Origin of the sequence: Acetobacterium wieringae (assembly GCF_001766835.1) — a bacterium.
GTDB lineage: Bacteria > Bacillota > Clostridia > Eubacteriales > Eubacteriaceae > Acetobacterium > Acetobacterium wieringae.
This window is the reverse complement of record NZ_LKEU01000033.1, coordinates 223,245-244,941: the sequence shown is the minus strand read 5'-3', so window position 1 is coordinate 244,941 and position 21,697 is coordinate 223,245. Positions and strand designations below refer to the sequence as shown.

Below are 21,697 nucleotides of genomic sequence, written 5' to 3'. Positions count from 1 at the left end.
AGGAGCAGAGAAATGGATGGTGAACAGCGAAACAGAGAACTGGGTGATTTTCTAAAAAAGCGCAGACAAAGCATGACACCAGTGGGACTTGAGCTTGAAGCGCTTGCACGGCGGCGGACACCGGGATTAAGAAGAGAAGAAGTGGCGCAAATGGCGGGGATCAGTTTAACCTGGTATACCTGGCTTGAGCAGGGGCGACCCATTCAGGTGTCGACTTCGGTGGTGGAGAGCCTGACCCGGGTATTGCAGCTTAATGAGGAAGAGCGAACTTATCTTTACCGCCTATCCAACCAGCCTCTTCCGTCGGAAAGTTCCAAACGTCAGCATCTGATCAGTCCGGCATTGCAACATGTTCTGGATAGTCTTTGCCATTGTCCGTCGTTGATCACCGACCAGCGATGGAATGTCATCGGTTGGAACGATGCGGCTGGCACAATCTTTGGTGATTTCGATGAGATGAATGAGCTTGAGCGAAACATCGTCTGGGCCATGTTTACCGATGCAAAATATAAAACCATGTTTGTCGACTGGGAACACCATGCCAAAGGGATGGTGGGACGCTTCCGGGCAAGCTGCGGAAAATTTGTTGATGATCCCTGGTTTAAACAGTTTGTTGAGGACCTCAAAGCCGCAAGTACCGATTTCAATTGCTGGTGGCCACTCCATGAGATAAAAAATAATGGCGAACTCTATAAACAATTGATACATCCCATTGTTGGCCGCCTGGATTTTGAAATTAGCAATTTTGATGTAGCGGATCATTCCAACCTCAAAATGGCCGTGCATATTCCCGAACCTGGCACCGATACCGATGACAAAATGGCCTATCTGTTGAAACTAGCCAGGGAAAAAAGTGATGCCTGCTATACGAAAGGTGAAAAAAAGCAAGGCTGATTCTCTGTTCGTGATTAAAACCTAAGAAACCAGGTCTAACAATTGTCGAATCTCGTAAAAAGCAAGAATACACCGACATAACGATTCACAACAACTTCGGAGGGCAGAAAGATGACATATTTGATTAAATTTTTAAAAACAAAAAAAGCGCTGTTGTTTTTAATCATACTGGCCACGGTAATCCAGTCCTTTAGTATGCTGGCGGTGCCCTATTTTGCGGCCAAAATGATTGATGATGGGATTCTCAAAAATGATCTGATGGCAATTGTGCGATTGGGCTTGCAGATGCTGGCAGCGGTTGGGTTATCAGCCCTGATTTCCTTATGGGCCAGCTATATGAGTGCCGATTTAGCCGCCCTTTCAGGAAAATACCTGCGGGATCGGATTTTTGACAAAACCCAGATTTTATCAATCCGTGACTTTAATCACTTCAGTACCGCTTCAATGATTACCCGGGCAACTGGCGATATCACGGTGATCCAACAGACGGTGATTATGCTGGCCCAAATGGTTTTGCCGGCACCGATTATTGCGGTGACGGCGATTATTATGACGATCGCCGTGAGCCCCAAATTGGTAGCGATTCCGATTTTGGCCATGGTTTTTTTCATGTTGGGTATCTATGTAATTTTTATCAAGGCCAGTCCGATCTCCAAAACCATCCAAATGCGACTGGATAGCATTAACCGGATCATGGGCGAAGCGATTACCGGGGTGCGGGTCATCCGGGCCTTTGATAATTCCGAATTTGAGAGAAATCGAACCAATGCGGCCTTTTTAAATTACGCCAATAACGTGATTAAACTGAATAAGACCTTTGCGGTATTCAGTCCGCTGATCTGGTCAGTTGTGGGAATCAGTTTGGTAGCGGTGTTATGGTTTGGCAGCTTTTTGGTGCTCAATGGCGAAATACAGGTTGGCGGCATTACCGCCGTCTCAGAATATACCATTCTTTTGCTGATCGCTCTGATTATGTCGTCGATGGTGATGGTTATGTTGCCTAAAATGAAGGCTTGCCTTGATCGTACCCAGGAGGTATTGGATACGATTCCGGAAATAAACGATGTGACCGTACCGCAATCCAGAAGAAATCCGGCTGATCCCTTCAAAATTGTTTTTGATCAGGTTAGTTTTTCCTATCGGGGTGCCGAGGAGGCGGTTCTTAAGGAAATCAGTTTTGCCTGTGAGCAGGGAAAAACAACGGCCATTATCGGTGGCACCGGTTCGGGCAAAAGTACCATTGCCAGTCTGATGCTGCGTCTTTATGATGTCGCCAGCGGCACCATCACACTCGAAGGGGTGGATATCCGCCAGATTTCTCAACATGAGCTGCGGGAAAACATCAGTTATGTACCCCAAAAAGCGCTCCTTTTTAGTGGCACCATTGCCGATAATCTGCGGATGGGAAACAGTCAGGCCACTCAGCAGGAACTGGAACAGGCGGCCCAAACCGCCCAGGCCCATGACTTTATTATGGAGACTGCCGAAGGCTACCAGCGATCGGTGGCCCAGGGTGGCACCAATTTTTCCGGCGGCCAGAAGCAGCGGTTATGCATTGCCCGGGCGCTGGTAAAAAAAGCCCCGGTTTATATTTTTGACGACAGTTTTTCGGCACTCGATTTTAAAACCGATGCGGCGCTGAGACAAGCCTTAAAAAAAGAGATGGCTTCGGCAGCGGTGGTGATCGTCGCCCAGCGGGTCAGCACGATTATTGATGCTGACCAGATTATCGTGCTGGAGGCCGGTCGGATGGCTGGTATTGGTCGGCATGCTGAACTGATCAATACTTGCCTGGTCTATCAGGAAATTGTGGCATCGCAGCTGTGCGAAAAGGAGGTCGGCAGTTTATGAGGAAACGGCGAAAAAAACCACAACAGCAAAAGAAGCAGGCGTTTAATCCCGAAGTAAAACCGGAAATGGAAGATATTCCGAAAAATACCAAGCTGGCGGGAAAACGCTTGATGGGGTTGTTGCTGCAACAAAAATGGGCCTTGCTGATCATTTTGCTGGCGGCAGTAGTCAGCAGCGGACTCTTTGCTGTTACCCCGATCATCATGGGCAAAGCCCTGGATCAGCTGATTCAGGCCATTCGTGCAAATGGCCTGGGTGGCAGTTATGAACAGCTGGCAAAAATTGTCGGGTTGCCGCTGCTCTTGTTGGCGCTGGCCTATCTGATTGGGGCAGCGGTGGCCTTTGTTCAGGAGTATACCATGGCCAGTGTCGGAGAAAAGCTGGCCTTATCGATGCGGGAGAAAATAAGCGAAAAAATTACCCGGTTGCCGCTTCATTATTACGATGCCAATGAAACCGGCGAAATATTAAGCCGCACCACCAATGATCCCGATAAGATTGCTGAGATCTTAAAAACAGGGGCCTTACAGTTTGCCAATGCCCTTTGCAACCTGGTTTTCAGTGTAGTGATTATGTTTGCACTCAGCCCGATTATGGCGGTGATCATCATTGCGACGATGTCGCTTAGCGTTTTTGCCACCAAAGCGATTTCCCAAAAAACATTGGCAATTTTCGCTGAAAACCAGAAGGTGTTAGGGGAACTTAACGGAAAAATCGAAGAATATTATACCGGCAATCTGATTATCAAAAGCTTTAACCAGCAGGATATGGTCACGCAAACCGAACGGGAGTTAAGTGAACGACAGTATCAGGCCAACAAAAAATCACAATTTGTGACCTATGCCATCTATCCGGCGATCCGTTTTCTGACACAACTCAGTTTTGTGGTGACGGCCATTGTTGGCGGGATCTTTGCCATTAACGGCAGTATGACCATTGGAACCGTGCAGGCTTTTTTGCAGTATGTTAACCAGATTGCCGATCCGATTACCCAGGCATCTTATTTTATCAATTCAATGCAGGCGGCGCTGGCCTCAGCCGAGCGGGTTTTTGAATTTCTGGACGAAGCCGAAGAGCTGCCGGAAACCAGCAACCCCATAGCGATCACAGCGCCAGACGGGGCGGTGGCCTTTGAACATGTCCGCTTTGGTTATAAACCCGGGCAATTGTTGATGGAGGATGTCAGCTTTACCGTCAGACCCAATGAGATGGTGGCCATTGTCGGGCCCACTGGTGCCGGTAAGACCACGTTGGTTAATCTGTTGATGCGCTTTTATGAGCTGGAAGGCGGAACCATCTCAGTGGATGGCATTGATGTCAGGAAACTGTCAAAAAGTGGGCTGCGGCGGATGGTGGGGATGGTACTTCAGGATACCTGGCTTTTTAAGGGTACCATTGCAGAGAACCTTGCTTACGGCAAAATGGATGCTAGCCGTGAAGAAATCATTGCGGTCGCCAAGGCGGCCCGCTGTGACCATTTTATCCGAACCTTGTCAGAGGGCTATGATACAGTGATTTCCAATGAAGAAGGAACGGTTTCCCAGGGTCAAATGCAGTTATTAACCATTGCCCGGGCGATGCTGGCCAATCCGGCCCTGATGATTCTTGACGAAGCGACATCCAGCGTTGATACCAAAACCGAACTGGAAGTCCAGAAAGCGATGGTTCAGAGCATGAAGGGCAAAACCAGTTTTGTGATTGCCCATCGGCTGTCCACGATTAAGTCCGCCGATCTGATTCTGGTAATGAATAACGGTACCATTGTTGAAAAAGGAACCCATCAGGAGTTGTTGGCTGCGGAGACATTCTATGCTGATTTGTATAACAGCCAGTTTAATCATCTGGTGGGGTAGTGGCTACCCGGGTGCGAGAAAATGGTCGTTTCGCAAGGCATGTCAAGAACGGTTTGAAGTTCTGGTCTATAATCAAGTCAGGAGGTGAGAAAAATGGAAGAGGCACAGGTTATTCAGGCGGTGCAGCGGATGCAGGAGTATATCGAAACGAATCTCCACCGCAAGATCACCTTGAAAGAACTGGCCAATGTAGCCGGATATTCGCCCTGGCATGCGGCCAGGCTGTTCAAAGAGGTTACGGGAAAACCGCCTTTTGACTATATCAGGGCCCTGCGTCTGACGCAGGCAGCACTTCTTTTGAGAGATGAGGAGGTGAAAATCATCGATGTAGCCATGGATTTTGTTTTTGACTCCCATGAAGGCTTTACCCGGGCATTTTCCCGGGAGTTTGGTATGGCCCCCGGCAAATATGGTCGTCAGACGCCGCCGATCAAATTATTTATGCCTCAGAAAGTTTTCGATACCTACCAGTCGATGCATAAAGGAGAGAATAGAATGAGCGAAAAAAAAGAAACCAAAACGGTATTTGTTCAGGTAATTGAGCGGCCAGCCCGGAAGCTTTTGTTAAAGCGGGGTGTCAAAGCAACCGAGTATTTTGGCTATTGTGAAGAAGTTGGTTGTGAGATCTGGTCGGTGCTGACCAGTGTCAAGGAAGCCTTGTACGAACCCATCGGGATGTGGTTGCCCGGGCATCTGATCCGGGAAGGGACATCCCAATATGTACAGGGGGTGGAGGTACCGCTGGATTATGCCAATGTCATTCCGGAAGGATACGAGCTGATCGAGCTGCCGCCCTGCACGATGCTGGTATTTCAGGGTGAACCCTATGATGATATCGATTTTATGGCCGAAATCGGTGCGATCTGGGAGCATGCTAAACGCTTTGATCCAACCGTTTACGGCTACCAATGGGCACCCGAAGCAGCACCGCGGTTCCAATTGGCACCGATGGGCTACCGCGGGTACATTGAAGCCTATCCGGTTAAAGCCATTCGCAACAGCTAGTCTGATCGACAACCAACGCCAGACAAGCCGGTTCAAAGCGGAAGAAAAATCTGTCTGCTTTGAACCGGCTTTTTAGCGCAGGTGTCAGGGTAAAGTATAAAAGAATGGCCAGGTTTGTTATTCCACCGGTTTCCATTCCGAATTCATGCTGAGCTTAAAGTCATTCCACATAAAGGTCATGGTTTTCCAGACAACCCGCTTGGGAATGATTTCTGTCATTCCGGCGCCATAGAATTCATATTGGGACTGGCCTTCCCGATTGGGCTTATATTCATTGTGAATATAGTCACTTAAGGTGCCTTCAGCGTAGAGGTCATCTTCAAACGTGTTCATGCCAATTTCAGTGAGATCACCATCGTATAGAATCGTTCCGTCGTTATTGGTGAGCATGAAGTTGACATCTTTGCCGATACTTTCCAGATTGGTCAGATAGGCCGCAAAATCATAGAGGCGTACCTGGGTCACAATATATCCGGCAATCTGACCATCCTTTTCAACGGGGGTTACAAAGGCCAGCAGCTGCATCGAGGGAGACTGATGATCGGCAAAGGTCAGGTCGGTGATAAAAGGCTGTTTTTGCTGGCTGATAGCTGGAATGTTCTTATCATAAAGATCAAAGGAAATACCCTTAAAATAAGTGGGATAGGCGTTGGTAATGAGGTTTTGATTATTGACAAAGGCGACATTTTTGGCAATTGGGCTTTCTTTGGCAATGGCGGCTAAGGCGCTGGAGAAAGCGTCGCTATTTTCACCGGATTGTTGATAGGCAGTCACAGCTGCTTTGGTGAGGTTTTCGAGCGTTGTGAATTCACTATAGATAAAGGTGCTGGCGGTATCCAACCAGGATAATTCCTCGTCAGTAAACTGGCGCAGGTCACCTTTGCTGGTTGTGGGTTCACCCGTACCAGGTTCGGAATTGACATAAATCCGCAAATCCGAGCCAAAGGCGCTAACAGTGTCCCATTTTACTTGTTTCTGCACGGGGTCATTCGTGCCGACGGCATTATAGGTATAGGTTCCTTCGCCCTGGGCATTGGGGATCATTTTATTTTTAATCAGGGTTTGCAGTTCGACAAAACTGCTGTAAATGGGGTCAGTCAGAATATTTTTGCCGATTTCGGTCATGTTGCTGGTGTAGACATTGGTTCCATTGGTGTCAATGAGGCCGAGGTCGAGATTCTGTCCAATGGCCAGTTTACTGAGTTCGGCCCCAAAGCTATAAGGATCGATGTAGGCGATTACCCAACCACCGTTTTTGATCGGTACTGAAGCATAGAGGTAAGGGGTGTCATCAGTGGAGGTGTGGGGTTTGATAACCATCGCCGGGGTATCGACAAATAGTTCGGGATGGCGGTTGATGCTTTTTAAATTGAGACCAATAAAAGGGCTGTCCATTTTCGTGGCGACCTGGGTCACATTGGAATCGGCATCACAGACCAGGATATCAAAGAAATAGGTTTTACTGTTGAGTTGTTTGTTCATCAGTGAATAGGCTTTTTCATCACCGGCCGGGCTTTTCCCGACGGAAGTTCCGATTTCTTCCAACATCGTCTGGATCTCGTCCATTTCCGTCTGTAGTGCAGCTGTTGCATCAGAAAGCGTATCGGGATTACCGTTGCTGGATTTGGTTGTTGCACAGCCACTTAACAGTAGAGCCAGGATAAGTAATAAGGGCAGCAGTTTTCTTTTCATTGGGTGACTCCTTTAGTTTATTTTGCTTTTGCAAATGTTTTGCAAAAGCTGGTAAAATCATTTTATCACAGAGTTTATTTACATAAAATAAATACTTTTAAATTCGGCAAAGATATGCTGACAGATTTTCATTTGGTAGGGATCGCAATGGGTCGTCACAATGAGTTTGGATAGAGAAACATAATTTACAATAAAAAGTTTACTCTTATTTAATATTTTAATGAAGAATGGGTATATTTAAAACAAGTCAAAAGATTGGAGAATGTAAAAATGGAGTTTAGAATTTTTGAGAAATTTCCCTTTAATTACGATATGGAAACCCTGGACAAAGAGCTACACTTAAGAGGCAATGAAGCAATGTTGGATATTCTCGAGCCTATTTACGAAGTGGTGGAACAGATTGCCCGGCCCAAGGCGATTTACTTTCAAGCTGAGGTTACCGAAAAAACCGATGAATGGGTTAAAATCAACGGAGTGCCTTTTGAAAGCACACTGCTCCGGGGCTATGTCGACCAGAGCGAGCCGGTTTTTCCCTATATTGTCACGGTCGGTACGGAGCTGGATGATTATGCCAAAATTTTGAAAGACTCCATGGAGCTTTTTATGATTGATGAGGTCATGAATCTGCTGGTCAATACCGGTAAGGTCTTTGTTGCCGAGGCGGTTAAAGCTGAAGCTGGCTGGTCAGCGGCGCAGGATTACGTTCCCGGAAACGGGGAAGAATGGTCAACGGTGGAACAGAAACGACTGTTTGACATGTTTGCTGGCGAAACCGCCAAAATTGGCGTGACCCTGGGCGATAATTATTTTGTGCTACCGGGGCGATCGACGATCGGAATTTTGTCACAAAAACGCTGAATGATAGGTAATTAGTATTTTAAATGCCGTGAGCAGATGAGATCTTCATCGGTTGGCGGTGTTTTTTTAGGGCATGAACAAAAAAGAATTTTTTTAAATAATCTCGCAAGAAACAAAATTATCAGGCTATTTACATAAATCTGAAATGCTTTTATTCAATTGTTTAAACAAAACCTAAACATTAAGGGGTACAATCGTTCCACGATTAAATTTTCAAATAAATTTGCAGATAAAGGTGGAATAACCATGAATTTGGATCCCTATCACATTTTGGGGGTTCCTCACGATGCCAGTGATGAGGACGTCTCAAAAGCATATAAAAAACTGGCAAAGCAATACCATCCCGACTTGAATCCAGGTAATCCGGAAGCCGCCCGAAAAATGAGCGAGGTCAATGCGGCCTATGATCTGATCAAAAGCGGTCAGGCCAACTATGCTTACGGCAATGCTCATGGCAATGCCAGTCCCTATCAACCAGGTCATCCGGGACAAACCAGAACCTATACCTATCGATATAGCAGCAGCGATGGCCGAAGCGGTCAGGCTGACCCCTTTGAAGGCTTTGATCCCTTTGAATGGATTTTTGGAGCTTTTTACAGCCAGCGGCGGAGCTACAGTTTTGAAGCCGCCGCTGACCAGATTAATATGAACAACTACGAAGAAGCGCTTAATATTCTTAATCATCTCGCGGATCGTAGCGCTAAGTGGCATTTTTATAGTGCCATCGCCAACTATGGCTTGGGTTACCGGGACGTAGCCCGGGAACATGCCCGCATGGCCGTTGAGATGGAGCCGGATAATGCCGAGTATCAAAACCTGCTGAGTCAAATGAGTGGCCGACGCAGCTGGTTTGGCAGCACCAGTCGACGCACGTCCAGTTTTTCCCCACTGGGTACCATCGTTAAGTTGTTTATTGGTTTTTATGCAATCCAGTTTTTGCTGTCGTTTTTGGGATTAATATTTTAGTATCGATGGTTAACGGATGAAGGAGACAACAAATGGAAAGTATAAAAAATAAGCTGATCCGCTTTATGACGGGCCGTTATGGTATTGATCCGCTTTATTACGCTGGCTTATTTCTGGCTTTGGGACTGATGATGATCAATATGATGGTCAATTCAACGATCCTGATGGTCATTTCAAACGGTTTGATTCTGCTGATGGTGTTACGGGGTTTTTCCCGAAATATCAGTCGCCGACGGAGTGAAAACGAACAATTCCTGAAACTGTGGAACCCCGTCAAAAAATCAGGCCGGATATTTTTGCGGCGGATCAAAGAAATCCGGGTTCATCGGTATCGGAAATGTCCCCATTGCAGGAAGACCCTGAAACTGCCGATCAAACGGGGTAAACATATGGTTAAATGTCCGGCGTGCAAAGAATCCTTTGCGGTTCGGGTGATTGTGTAAAGAAACTAGTAGTCAAATAAAAAATCCCCCCTCAATTAGTGAGATGACTGAAAAGAGGGGGGGTTTTTTGCAGATCAGATTACCGAATTGTTTTTTGGGTGAAGACGGATCATTCGGTATTAAAATTTATCGGTTTAGCAGAAGGATTCTTTAAAAAAGATTAACCACCAAAACAGATAACGTTTCCAATAGTTATTTATTTAACAATCATTGGATTTTGTGTTATAATTCAGAAAAGATGATATTTTACAAAAATCGGCCAGAACGTGGCGACGGTCCCGGTAAACAATGGCGGTGTCGTCGAGGTCAATCTGTTTCTGAGTAAAGGTTTTGGAGGCGAATCAATGAGCAAGACATATTTAGAAAACGAAAAAGTGAAAATTCCGCAAGAGGATAGGATCAGCGAAATTAAACTCACCTGTAACAGCTGCCCCCGTCAATGTGAAATGACCTTGCTGATGGAAGGACTTTCGGTTTTGATGGTCAAGGATGATGGCTGTAAAAAAGGAACCAAGTTTGCCTATAAGGAAATGAAAAACCGTAAAAAAAACCGAATTAAAGAAAGTGGCGTATTGTTGTGAAATGGATCGGATTGAAGAAGCGGTCTGAAACAGAGCGTGGTTTGATAAAAATGAGAAAACAGTCACAGACTGTTCAGACTGTCAAAAAAGATAACCTAGTACCGACAATTGTTACATCATGTTGTCCGCATCGGAGCGGACACGGCATCGCCTGTCCGATTTCGCAGCGGACAACAGATTAACAATTGGTCGGTACGGGAGTTTATCGACAACCTCAACAGTCACAGACTGTTCATTCTGAATAAAACAATCGGGAAAACAGAAGTTTTCGGTTGTTTTATTTTTTTGTCAATTTTAACTCCTATGTGATGAAATCACAGAGAATCGGGTACAAATCTGGTAGGATGAATTACGTTAATTTATAAACAAACAAAGTCATAAATAAAAAAAGAAATCAGGTGAGAGTAATGAAAGATGTAACCTTATTTACCACCCAGACCTGCCCGCATTGCAAGACCGCAAAGGCTTTTCTCAGGCAGAATCACATTCAATTTGTTGAGAAGGACGTTAATGTTGATGTCGCGGCCCAAGAGGAAATGGCCCGCAGGGGCATTCGTGGCGTACCGACCTTTATCATCGGCGATGATGCCGTGATCGGTCTGGATCAGGCCAAGGTACTGGAACTGGTCGATCATCGGGTGGTGACCTGTCCGAATTGTCAGACCAGAATGCGGGCCCCCAGTAATAAGGGCAAAATCACCATCCGCTGCCCTAAATGTAAAACCAGCTTTGAAACCAAATAATAAATAGCAAGAAGGAGATAACCCAATGAAAAAAATACTAATTGTCGGTGGTGTCGCTGGCGGTGCCACCGCAGCCGCCAGACTTCGACGTTTAAGTGAGGAAGATCAGATCATCCTGTTTGAACGGGACGAATATATCTCATTTGCCAATTGTGGATTGCCCTATTACATCGGCGATGTGATTACCGATCGTCAGAAACTGCTGGTTCAAACGGTTGGAGGGATGTCCAAACGGTTTAACCTGGATATCCGCAATTTCAGTGAGGTAACCGCCATCGATCCGGATCAAAAAACCGTGACGGTAAAAAACCATCAAACCGGTGAAATTTATACCGAGAGCTATGATAAACTGATCCTTTCACCGGGGGCCAAACCCATCGCACCGCCGATTCCGGGATTGGCGGAAGCCAAAAATATCCTGACGCTGCGAAACATTCCCGATACCGATAAAATCAAGGCCGTGGTGGACAGTGGCAAGGTTAGCCGGGCCGTGGTCATTGGCGGCGGTTTTATCGGTGTTGAAATGGCTGAAAACCTCCAGGAATTGGGAATCAATGTGACTTTAGTGGAAAAAATGAACCAGGTCTTAAAACCGCTGGATTTTGAAATGGCCCAGCTGGTTCATCAGGAAATCAATGCCAATGGCGTTAATCTGATTCTCGAAGATGGGGTTGATCATTTCCAGAACGAGGGCCATGAAGTGGTGCTCGAAAGCGGCCAGGTGCTTAAAGCCGATCTGGTTATTCTGGCGATTGGGGTGGTGCCGGAAAATGCCCTGGCCAAACAGGCTAACCTGAAAGTGGGGCCCCGGGGACATATCGTCACGACCCCCAATTATGAGGTCTTTATCGGCGAAAATGATGCCGTCAATCCCGATATTTTTGCCATCGGCGATGCCGTGGAAGTGGTCGATTTTGTCACCAAAACGCCGACTGCCATTCCCTTGGCCTGGCCGGCTAATCGTCAGGGACGGTTGGTAGCCGATTATATTAACGGTAAAAAAATCGGTAATGTCGGGATTCAGGGAACTGCCGTAGCCAAGGTGTTTAATCAGACCATTGCCGCCACCGGCAATAATGCTGCCCTGCTGGATCTCAAAAAAATCCCCTATCAGGTGGTAGTGGCTCACCGCAGCAACCATGCCGGGTACTATCCCAATGCCACCAATATTGCCTTAAAACTGCTGTATGACCCGCAAACCCTGAAAATTCTTGGCGCCCAGGCGGTTGGCCAGGAGGGCACTGAAAAGCGGATCGATGTGATTGCCACGGCGATGAAATTGGGTGCCACGGTACTGGATCTGCAGGACTTTGAACTTTCTTACGCGCCGCCGTTCTCATCGGCGAAAGATCCGGTGAATATTCTGGGCTATATCGCCGAGAATATTATCGATGGCGTTTATCAAACCGTTCAGTGGCATGAAATTGACCAGATTATCGCAGCTGGCGGATTTCTACTGGACGTCCGCTCACCGATGGAAGTCCGGGCAGGTGGGATTAAGGGTGCCGTGAATATTGAGCTGGATAGTCTTCGGGATCGGATTGGTGAAATACCAATCGACAAAGATGCCCCGATTTATGTAAGCTGTCAGGTGGGACAACGGGCGTATCTGGCGATCCGGATTCTTAAGGGCCATGGTTTTACCAATATTTACAATCTGGCTGGTGGCTACAGTACCTATAAAACCGCCCATTATCAATTGGCCGCACTTCAGTTTGAGACGACTGCAAACTAAGTTTAAAAAAGACGGTTGCAGAAGTAGCCGATAAAATTAATAATTTCACAACAAAACCCTCAACAATTCTCGGTTGTTGAGGGTTTTATTTATAAGTTCTTTTTTAATTTTTTCAGTTTTGTGTAAGTGGTTTCCGGTAAGATACCGATAATCGTCTCGCAAAACGCCAGCCCGGCCAGCCCACCGAGGATAAAGTGCAGGGCCGGTACTTCTGGGAACAGGTTATTGGTGAACAAATTGACGAGATTAAATAGGGCAAATAGTATAAGTCCGATTTTTAGTTCTTTTCGCATGGTTGCTTTCATATTAAAAACTCCCTTTCTTTTTATTGATGGTTTTGCTAAGTTTTATCCGGGAATAAACCAGAACCGGCAAGTCGGCCAGCATCAGCAGGCCAAAGCTGCGAACGCTCCAATCTGGCAGGGGTACAATCAGCCAGTTAACGACCATGACGCCCAGACAGACCATCAGGATCGTGATAATCACTGGAAACAAACGATTATTTTTCATCATCGTCCCCCCTTCACATGGTTTTCATACAATAAAGCTTGACCACGGCACTGACTGACAGTTGGGTAGCTACAGCAATGATCAGGGTATAAAAAACGGTGATATTAATGTACCCGGCAATAATAGCGGCAATAATCAGCAACACTGAGGTGACAGCAATCAGCGGCATCCCCGCTTTGCTGCGGATGGCTTTCATGCGTTCGTCATGTTCTTTATTGTATAATAGCTTCAGTTTGGTCTCGTCCTTAATCGTCAGGCTCAGCTTGATGATGTCAATCACCGAGAGTACCAGAATGCTGACAATCAGACCAAACTGGAATCCTGCCACAAAACCGTCAGAATGGGTAGCTGTTGAGATATCTGCGGTAATGATTGAGTAAATGCTATAAGCCCCCAAGACCAGGGCCAACAAGGCCATTCCTGAAGAAATGGTAATTCTTCGTTTAACCGTTCTTTTAAATTTTTCCATGATCCTGCCTCCTAAAATTCATTTTCTTCTGAAAAGTCAAAAACTTCTTCAATGGTCAGCCCGAAAAAACGGGCAATTTTATAGGCCAATACCAGCGAAGCCGTATATTTGCCCACTTCAATGGAGGTAATGGTCTGTCGGGTTGTGCCCACCGCCAGGGCCAGTTCTTCTTGGGAGAGTTTTCGTTCTTTTCGTAATTCTTTGATTCGTGTTTTCATATGACACCTTCTAATAATCTGCATAGCATACTTTGCATTTTTAGTATAGTTTGCTTTGCAAAAAATGTCAAGCAAACTTTGCAAAAAAGAAATGGCCAGAATTGTAGACTTAGAATAGTGCTGATGATAGAAAATAAAAGGCGGTCTTTCAATAAAAAAACAGCCGTTATCCATATAGCCGTCACATAATCCGCCTATAATAAAAAAAGCGAGGCGGGCACCTTAAAATGATCAAGAGATTCTCATTTACTACAAAGTCTATCCCTGATTATGTGAGAATATTGCCGATATAAAAACGCCTCATAAAGTCTAACAGAAAAAGAGAGGAAAGAATTCAATGAAAAGATTAAAGAGGATGATACCATTTTTATTAGTGATAATGGTATTTTTGGGCGGTTGTAGTTCAAATTCACAGACGACAACGGCTGAAAGCACCGCCGAGGCAGTTACTGAAACGACTGCTGTTTTAAGCGCCGTGGTGTCACCAACATCAACGGTTGTTGTCGATCCGGAATTTACCGATCGTGACCTGGAAACAAGCTATGATGACGCCACTGCGGTTCAGGTCACTCTGGATGGCAGCACTATTCAGGTAACCGGAGACGGTGCCACGGCCAGTAATGGGGTTCTGACGATTACCAAAGAAGGGACCTACGTGGTCACCGGTAATCTGTCTGATGGACAGATTGTTGTGGCTGCCGCCGATACCGATAAGATTCAGATTGTGCTAAATGGTGCGACCATCAATTGTGCCGACAATGCCCCAATCTATGTGAAAAGCGCCAATAAGGTGTTTATTACCTTGGCAGCCAACACCGTCAATACTTTAACCGATGGTGGCGCCTACGCCCAGACCGATGATAATACGGTCGATGGGGTGATTTTCAGCAAGGCTGATCTGACTCTCAATGGCGAAGGGACCCTGAATATAACCGCAAATTATAAAGATGCCATTGTTTCAAAGGATGATCTGGTGATTACTGGCGGTACTTACACGATCAGTGCGGCCAAAAATGGTCTGAGTGCCAAAGATGCGGTAAAAATCAAAGATGGCACGATCACCATCACTGCACCAAACGGGAAAGCGATCACCTCCCAAAATGATGAAGATGCAACCAAAGGTTATGTTTATATCGCTGGCGGAACCATCAACATCACAAATAGTAACGAAGGGCTCGAAGGCACTGCCATTGTGGTGGAAGGTGGTACCATCGATCTGATTTCCAAAGATGATGGTTTTAATGCCGCCAGTCCCGGGGCAGCCGAGACTGAATCCGGTGACCGAGGCGCCGGTATGGAGGCAGACAGCAATGCCTATCTGTCAATTGCCGGTGGTACCATTTTTGTCAATGCCTCCGGGGATGGCTTGGACAGCAACGGCAATGTCTATATCTCAGGTGGTACAGTAGAAGTCAGCGGCCCGACCAATAATGGCAATGGAGCCCTTGATTATAACGGCACTGCTGATGTCAGTGGCGGAACGGTTGTGATTGCCGGTAGCACTGGAATGGCTCAGTCGTTTTCCGAAACCTCGACCCAAGCATCCCTGCTTTACAATCTGACCTCGAGTTGTGCAGCCGGGACAGAAATAAAACTGACCGATGCCAGTGGCAAAACGGTGGTTTCCTATACGCCGGATAAAACCTATCAATCGGTCGTGATCAGCACTCCTGATCTGGCCCAGGGATCAACCTATACCCTGATCTGCGGCAGTCAGACCGTCGAAATCCCCCTGACCGGGATGGTCACCAGCAACGGACAGACAGGCATGGGCGGACCGGGCCAGGGTCAACCCCAGGGCGGTCAAAAACCGCAATAGTGGTACAGCCTGCTTGATAAAGAACCGCAAATCAGGAAAAAGCATGTCCTTCTCATCAAAGGGCATGCTTTTTTATTTAGTTTGGTGAAAATGATTAAATCAGTGGGAATGAAGGAAAAATGAAATTTAGGCCCTTCGCCAAAAGGTCACCGTAACAGGAACGGATCGTTCCATAAACTATTTTTATCCTGGCACCGGGGTAATTTGCCATTTTGACACCACTTTTTGCTGCTAATCGGGTGCGGTCGGTCAGAACTGCATCCGTTATAAACTTCGGGTTTGTTAGATAAATATACAGTTTAGCATTGGCAAAAAGATTGCTATCGGCGTTTTCCATGGGCTTCCGGGAATTGTTGAGTCATCAAAAATGACTTCAAACATCCATTTGGGTTTGCGTAACACCCCCGGTTTGTTTTTAATTGGGAGGTTTATCTGTTAAATGATCCTGCAGGTTGATATGTTGGCGAGATCAAAAACGGCGACCCCTTCCAGGCGAAGGGCTATCTTTTGGCGATAGCCAGAGATAGCTTATTAAAGAATGGCTTATTTTTGCAGCCACGAATTATATCATTTTAGAAAATTGATTATGTTAATCACAGTGCCAGTCGCTCTGGACTGGCATAGACATAGCCTTTGTTGCCTCTGACATAGCCTAATAAGGTCATATTATATTGTTTGGCCAGCCGGATGGCAGCGGTGGTTGGGGTCGACCGGGAAACCAGAATCGGGGTTCCCAGGCGGACCGCCTTGGTCATAATCTCTGACGAAATCCGTCCGCTGACAAATAGAATACTTTCTGACGCCAAGTCAAGGCGGCCAGCTTTTAATAGAATCCCGGTGATCTTATCAAAACAATTATGACGGCCAATATCTTCGTTTAAAATCTGATAGTCGGGGTGATAAAATAACACACTGTGAACCCCGCCGACCTCCATAAATATTTTAGACGATGTTAAAAAGTCTTTCATCACCTGCAAAATGGTATTCAACGAAAAGGTTTTTTCGGTTTCAATCGAACAATACTGGCTTTGTTTCAGGGGATTAATATAGGTATAACACTTGCCGCAGCCAGAGGTAATGCTGCGCAAGCTTTCCTGTCGATTAATCAGAATATCCTTTTTTAGGGTGATAATCACCGCAAACAGCATGTCGTTATAGCTGATCGATTCAACATCAGAATAGGCGTTGATCACCCCTTCACTATACAAAAATCCCAAAGCCAGTTCTTCCGGACACTGATTCAAACATAAGAGCGAGACCAGTTCTTCACCGTTGACCATAACTTTTAATGAAATTTCGGTAATCACCTTTTTGGTGGTTTCTGTTAATTTGCAAACTTGATCGACTTTACTGATTTCTAATATTTCATAGTTTTCATAGATAAGATCTTCCATGTTTCTCCCTACTGCAACTGCTCTTAAACAGCACGTCATTATTTATAAAACAACCCGCCATTGCCCAATTTGGCCAAATCACTGGTGGTGATGTCCAGATCGGCCAACAGCCGGGGGAACAGCAAATCAAAACTGAATCGGTCATTATAAATGCCGCATCCTGGGACGCCGACGATTTGGACATCATCGATTTTGGCGGTAACCAGCATTGAACCCGGCAACACCGGTACCCCATAAAGCAGGTCTTTGGCCCCAGCGTTAATAATTGCTTCCAGCGTCATATCATCAGGATCAACAGATAGTCCGGCAGTGGTAATAATTAAATCAGCCCCGGATTGAATCATCTGATGAATTTTGTCACTGATGGTGGCAACGTTATCCGGTGCCATTTCTCGGGCCACCACCTCACAGCCATAGGCTTCCACCTTGGCCTGCATGATCTCGGTATACTTGTCTTCAACCAGGTTTTCAAAAACTTCGGTGCCAGTGATTAAAATACCAACTTTGGCTTTCTTCAGGGGATGGACAGCAAAGACAGTTTCCTTTTTCAGGCAGTTTAGGGCTTTTAAATAGTCTGTATGTGAAATATATAAGGGAATGGCCCGGGTAGCGGCTACCACCTCGCCCTTTTTAACCACTGTATAATTGGGTAGGGTCGCACAAATAACCCCAGGGGATTCATTAAACAGCTGGAGCTGGGCTTCGTCGGCGACAAAGATCCCATCGCTTTCGGCGACCAGATTGATCCGGCCTTCTTTGGGGATCGGGTTATAATTCATATTTAACCCGCACATCTGGTCTGCAAAAGCCAGAGCGGCCTCATCTTCGTGGACATAACCTTTGACAAAAGGATTATGCTCGGCCACAAATAGATTATTTTTTCCCAGTTCCCGGAGCATCTGGACATTTTCGGTGGTGATTTCATGGCCTTTTTTAAATGCCACCCCTTTTTCTTTTTTATAAATAATGCGGGTCACATCGTGAAGTAAATGCATCCCCACTGATTCGGCAACCGGAGTTTTGGTTAATAATACTTCTGTTGGATTATTAGCCGGATCATCCGCCGTTTGATCAGCTTGAATTAAATCGTAGGGTAAATCGCTGGCGCAGCCCCGACAGATGCTGCCGTGTTTCGCCGGATAGGTTTCATTGCAAATGGGGCAGGTGGTGGTTTTGCCCATTTTTTCTTTTTTCAGGTAGTTTTGATGGACTTTTGCCGGTGTCATGCTAAAAACTGAAGTACCGGCTTGACGCATTTGGGCAAACAGTAAGTCAGAATCCTGATCGTGTTTGGGTTTGAGTTTTAAAAACCAGGTATGGATCTCGCCCCATTTTTCAAGTTCGCTTTTATCAATGGTAATGCGGATGCCGACACCGGTGTACTTGTCATAAAAGATCGCCGCATAGCGGCCGTGATCCAGGACTTTTAGCCAGCCATTGCCAATTGAGCAGGGGGTCAGCAGCTGAATGGCATCCGGTAAACAGGTTTTTGTTTCGCAGATGACATCATAGAAACCTTCTTTAGGAAGATTTTCCATGGCCAGATTGACCATAAAGCCCCCCAGCAGGATACCCGGTGCCACCGTGCCATGAAAAGCCTTAATTTTTTGGGTATAGTCATCATAAGTTAATTCGCCAAATTTCATTTTTCACCTCTAAAATATGTAATATCTCAATCTATCAAATAAATTTATATTTATTTCTAAAAAGCATTGGCTAAATAACAATGCTTTTTAGAAATAGTAATAGTTAGTGCAGATGTTAAAAAAGGGGGTGTTAAAGTCAGAACTCTAAGATAATGTAGTACCGACAATTGTTACATCATGTTGTACGCATCGGAGCGGACACGGCAACGCCTGTCCGAGTCCGTAGCGAACAACAGATTAACAATTGGTCGGTACGGGAGCTCACCGAAAACCTGATGGTATTGGGTGTAACACTCCCGTTAATAAGCTATTGTTTATTGAATTTTTTCTATCGCAACAGCGCAGGCTTTGTATTCAGGGGTTTTTGTGATGGTATCACCAGACCGGGTGGTTAACCAGTTGGCATTATTTTCAAAGTAATGCATGGCCATCCAGACAAGTCCTTCCGGAATCCGTTCTGACACCTGGGCTTTAACTTTTACCGTTCCACGACGGGATTTGACAACAATCATTTCGCCATGTTCGATTCCCAGCCTCGCTGCATCCACTTCGGAAATATCAGCATATTCTTCAGGCAACAATTCATTAAGACCTTCACAGCGACCGGTTTGAGTCCGGGTGTGGTAGTGGTACAGACGTCGACCGGTACTTAAGGTGAAAGGATAGTCAGCATCTGGCACTTCCGCCGGTGGGGTCCAGTCAAGGGCCATTAAATGACCTTTGCCATGGGTGAAATTACCGTCTAAATGAAGGATCTGGGTGCCGGGATCTTCTGGCGTTTTACAAGGCCATTGAATTCCACCCTGATCAAGTTTGTCGAAGGTCGCTCCGGCAAAGACGGGCGCAAGTGGGGCAATTTCATTATCCCATAATTCCTGTCCGCTGTCGGCTTCCCAGGTCTGGCCAAAACGTTTGGCGATTTCCCGGAAGATCCACCAGTTTGGTTTGGCAATACCGGGTGCTTCTTTGACTTTGCGAACCCGACTGATGCGGCGTTCACAGTTGGTGAAAGTACCTTCATCCTCACTCCAGGCAGCCGCTGGTAAAACAACATCGGCATATTGGGTGGTTTCGGTCTGGAAGATATCATTACAGACCACAAATTCAGCGGCTTCCAGGCATTTGATAACGTGGGAAATATCCGGTTCGGTTCCGACAACATTTTCACCAAAGATGTAGATCGCTTTCATTTCTTTGGTTTCCAGTTTTTCAAACATATCGGGAATCATCAGACCCAGTTTGTCCGGCAGGCCTTCGACATTCCAGGCCTGTTCGAATTTTGCTTTAGCAGCAGGATCGGTAACGCTCTGGTAGCCATGGTAGGTGTTTGGCAGAGCGCCCATATCGCAGGCACCCTGAACATTGTTCTGGCCTCGTAGGGGGTTGACACCGGTATTTGGTTTCCCCACATTGCCCAGCAGCATCTGCAGATTGGCAACGGACATAACATTATTGGTTCCGCAGGTATGTTCGGTGATACCCAGGGTGTAGATGGCCATACCCGGTTTATTGTCAGCCAGCATATGGGCAATACTGATAATCTGCTCTTCGGACACACCGCTGATTTCAGAGGCCCGTTTTGGAGGGTATTCCAGCACTTTTTCTTTTAATGCATCAAAATTATCACAGTGATCGCGGACAAAGTCTTTGTCATATAAATCTTCGGTGATTAATACATTCATCAAACCGTTGAGGAAGGCCACATCGGAACCTACTTTAATCTGGGCAAATTCATCAGCATAGTCAGCCAGTTTGGCTTTTCGGGGATCAACAACAATCAGTTTAGCGCCATTGCGTTGACCATTTTTAACAAAGGTTGAGGCGACCGGATGAGCTTCTGTCATGTTGCTGCCGATGACAAAGAGGCAGTTGGTGTCGGCGAATTCTTCAATCGAGTTGGTCATTCCACCAGTCCCGAAAGATTTGATCAAACCGGCAACGGTGGGGGCATGACAGACTCGGGCGCAATGATCGATATTAGGGGATTTAAAGGCAGCCCGGAACAGTTTTTGCATCTGGTAGGAATCTTCGTTGATGCTGCGGGCACAACTGATGCCACCCACGGCGTCGGGACCATCAGCAGCAATAATTTCTTTGAATTTATTGGCAACCAGATCCAGTGCTTCGTCCCAGGACGCTTCCCGGAATTTACCGTTTTCTTTAATCAGTGGTGTTGTTAAACGTTCGGGAGAGTAGATAAAGTCATAACCATAGCGACCTTTAACACAAAGACGGCCTTTATTGGGATAAGCATCTTCGACGCCGGTTACTTTAACGATTTTGTCACCTTTTACGTGCAGGTTCAGCTGACAGCCAACACCGCAGTAGGGGCAGGTGGTACGGACTTTTTTAACTTCCCAGGAGCGGGCTTTGCCAATCGATTTTTTATCAGTTAAAGCACCGACCGGACAGGCTTGAACACATTGGCCACATTGCACACAGGATGAGGAACCCATGTCGATGTTGTTATCGCAGATCACGGTAGTGTCGCTGCCTCTGAAACCAAGCGATAAAACGTCGTTGCAGACAATATCATTACAGGCAGTCACACAGCGGCGGCAGAGGATACATTTGCGGTTATCGCGAACAATCATCACGGAAGAATCGTCCACGGTTGGTTTTTCGATGCTTTCCATGATAAATGGTGGCGCTTCGATGCCCAACTCATAGGCAATGCTCTGCAGGCTGCACTCGCCGCTTTTTTCGCAGGATAAACAATTGTGTTCACCGTTGGATAAGAGCAGATTGACGATGTTGCGACGGGCACTGAGGACACTTTCGGTAGCCGTGTTGACGACCATCCCGTCAGCGACTTTTCCGGCACAGGCGGGAATCAGTGTACGGGCACCGACTACCTCAACCACGCAAATTCGACAGGAAAAAGAATCATGGATGCCATCCATGTGACAGAGGGTGGGAATATGAATGCCGTTATCAGTTGCCACTTGCAGAATGGTTTGATCTGCTTCGGCTTGACATAGTTTATTATTAATTGTTACTGTAATCATTACTAACCTCCT

Annotated in this window: 19 protein-coding genes; 11 read left to right on the top strand and 8 right to left on the bottom strand. The window is 46.2% G+C overall.

Annotated features, from left to right (window positions below; genetic code table 11):
* Positions 1–12: 12 nt before the first annotated feature.
* The 4 genes from ACWI_RS12245 to ACWI_RS12230 all read left to right on the top strand — a co-directional run bounded on the left by ACWI_RS12245 (position 13) and on the right by ACWI_RS12230 (position 5,603).
* Positions 13–894: a helix-turn-helix transcriptional regulator gene (locus ACWI_RS12245; protein WP_070371720.1), complete on the top strand. Its 882-nt coding sequence runs from the start codon at positions 13–15 to the stop codon at positions 892–894.
* A 111-nt stretch (positions 895–1,005) separates the two neighbouring features.
* Complete coding sequence (locus ACWI_RS12240) at positions 1,006–2,745, top strand: ABC transporter ATP-binding protein (RefSeq protein WP_070371719.1); 1,740 nt, start codon at positions 1,006–1,008, stop codon at positions 2,743–2,745.
* Positions 2,742–4,598, top strand: a complete 1,857-nt coding sequence (locus tag ACWI_RS12235; protein ID WP_084633664.1) for an ABC transporter ATP-binding protein — start codon at positions 2,742–2,744, stop codon at positions 4,596–4,598. The genes ACWI_RS12240 and ACWI_RS12235 overlap by 4 nt, the downstream gene beginning before the upstream one ends.
* Positions 4,599–4,691: 93 nt before the next feature.
* The gene (locus ACWI_RS12230; RefSeq protein WP_070371718.1) at positions 4,692–5,603 is read left to right on the top strand and encodes a helix-turn-helix transcriptional regulator; all 912 of its coding nucleotides are present in this window, start codon (positions 4,692–4,694) and stop codon (positions 5,601–5,603) included.
* Between the two features lie 117 nt (positions 5,604–5,720).
* Here the strand turns inward: ACWI_RS12230 and ACWI_RS12225 are convergent, their stop codons facing one another.
* Entirely contained in the window at positions 5,721–7,295 is a 1,575-nt protein-coding gene (locus ACWI_RS12225; protein ID WP_070371717.1) for a cache domain-containing protein, read from the bottom strand.
* Positions 7,296–7,565: 270 nt separating this feature from the next.
* Between ACWI_RS12225 and ACWI_RS12220 the strand changes: the two genes are divergently transcribed.
* The 6 genes from ACWI_RS12220 to ACWI_RS12195 all read left to right on the top strand — a co-directional run bounded on the left by ACWI_RS12220 (position 7,566) and on the right by ACWI_RS12195 (position 12,621).
* On the top strand, positions 7,566–8,153 hold the full coding sequence (locus ACWI_RS12220; protein ID WP_070371716.1) for a hypothetical protein: 588 nt from the start codon (positions 7,566–7,568) through the stop codon (positions 8,151–8,153).
* A 246-nt stretch (positions 8,154–8,399) separates the two neighbouring features.
* Positions 8,400–9,119 (top strand): DnaJ domain-containing protein, encoded by a 720-nt coding sequence (locus tag ACWI_RS12215; protein ID WP_070371715.1) that lies wholly within the window; start codon positions 8,400–8,402, stop codon positions 9,117–9,119.
* A gap of 32 nt (positions 9,120–9,151) precedes the next feature.
* The gene (locus ACWI_RS12210) at positions 9,152–9,562 is read left to right on the top strand and encodes a hypothetical protein (protein ID WP_070371714.1); all 411 of its coding nucleotides are present in this window, start codon (positions 9,152–9,154) and stop codon (positions 9,560–9,562) included.
* A gap of 344 nt (positions 9,563–9,906) precedes the next feature.
* Positions 9,907–10,143 (top strand): hypothetical protein, encoded by a 237-nt coding sequence (locus tag ACWI_RS12205; protein ID WP_070371713.1) that lies wholly within the window; start codon positions 9,907–9,909, stop codon positions 10,141–10,143.
* A 407-nt stretch (positions 10,144–10,550) separates the two neighbouring features.
* Positions 10,551–10,886, top strand: coding sequence for a glutaredoxin domain-containing protein (locus tag ACWI_RS12200; RefSeq protein WP_070371712.1), 336 nt, complete (start codon positions 10,551–10,553; stop codon positions 10,884–10,886).
* Positions 10,887–10,911: 25 nt separating this feature from the next.
* The gene (locus ACWI_RS12195; protein ID WP_070371711.1) at positions 10,912–12,621 is read left to right on the top strand and encodes a CoA-disulfide reductase; all 1,710 of its coding nucleotides are present in this window, start codon (positions 10,912–10,914) and stop codon (positions 12,619–12,621) included.
* Between the two features lie 89 nt (positions 12,622–12,710).
* Here the strand turns inward: ACWI_RS12195 and ACWI_RS12190 are convergent, their stop codons facing one another.
* Genes ACWI_RS12190 through ACWI_RS12175 form a run of 4 tightly spaced genes read right to left on the bottom strand, consistent with a single transcriptional unit; the run spans position 12,711 to position 13,818 of the window.
* The gene (locus ACWI_RS12190) at positions 12,711–12,926 is read right to left on the bottom strand and encodes a hypothetical protein (RefSeq protein ID WP_070371710.1); all 216 of its coding nucleotides are present in this window, start codon (positions 12,924–12,926) and stop codon (positions 12,711–12,713) included.
* A gap of 1 nt (position 12,927) precedes the next feature.
* Positions 12,928–13,134, bottom strand: coding sequence for a hypothetical protein (locus tag ACWI_RS12185; RefSeq protein ID WP_139142367.1), 207 nt, complete (start codon positions 13,132–13,134; stop codon positions 12,928–12,930).
* Positions 13,135–13,144: 10 nt separating this feature from the next.
* The gene (locus ACWI_RS12180) at positions 13,145–13,600 is read right to left on the bottom strand and encodes a hypothetical protein (RefSeq protein ID WP_070371708.1); all 456 of its coding nucleotides are present in this window, start codon (positions 13,598–13,600) and stop codon (positions 13,145–13,147) included.
* Positions 13,601–13,611: 11 nt separating this feature from the next.
* Entirely contained in the window at positions 13,612–13,818 is a 207-nt protein-coding gene (locus ACWI_RS12175; protein WP_070371764.1) for a helix-turn-helix transcriptional regulator, read from the bottom strand.
* A 337-nt stretch (positions 13,819–14,155) separates the two neighbouring features.
* On the opposite strand from ACWI_RS12175, the gene ACWI_RS12170 reads away from it, so the two are divergent.
* Positions 14,156–15,637 carry a carbohydrate-binding domain-containing protein gene (locus tag ACWI_RS12170; RefSeq protein WP_070371707.1) on the top strand — a complete coding sequence of 494 codons (1,482 nt, stop codon included), beginning with the start codon at positions 14,156–14,158 and terminating at the stop codon, positions 15,635–15,637.
* Positions 15,638–16,230: 593 nt separating this feature from the next.
* On the opposite strand, the gene fdhD is transcribed toward ACWI_RS12170, so the two are convergent.
* The 3 genes from fdhD to fdhF form a co-directional block, all read right to left on the bottom strand.
* Entirely contained in the window at positions 16,231–17,031 is an 801-nt protein-coding gene (gene fdhD / locus ACWI_RS12160) for a formate dehydrogenase accessory sulfurtransferase FdhD (protein WP_070371705.1), read from the bottom strand.
* A gap of 38 nt (positions 17,032–17,069) precedes the next feature.
* Positions 17,070–18,677, bottom strand: coding sequence for an FmdE family protein (locus ACWI_RS12155; protein WP_070371704.1), 1,608 nt, complete (start codon positions 18,675–18,677; stop codon positions 17,070–17,072).
* Positions 18,678–18,991: 314 nt separating this feature from the next.
* The gene (gene fdhF, locus ACWI_RS12150; protein ID WP_070371703.1) at positions 18,992–21,685 is read right to left on the bottom strand and encodes a formate dehydrogenase subunit alpha; all 2,694 of its coding nucleotides are present in this window, start codon (positions 21,683–21,685) and stop codon (positions 18,992–18,994) included.
* Between the last annotated feature and the right edge of the window lie 12 nt (positions 21,686–21,697).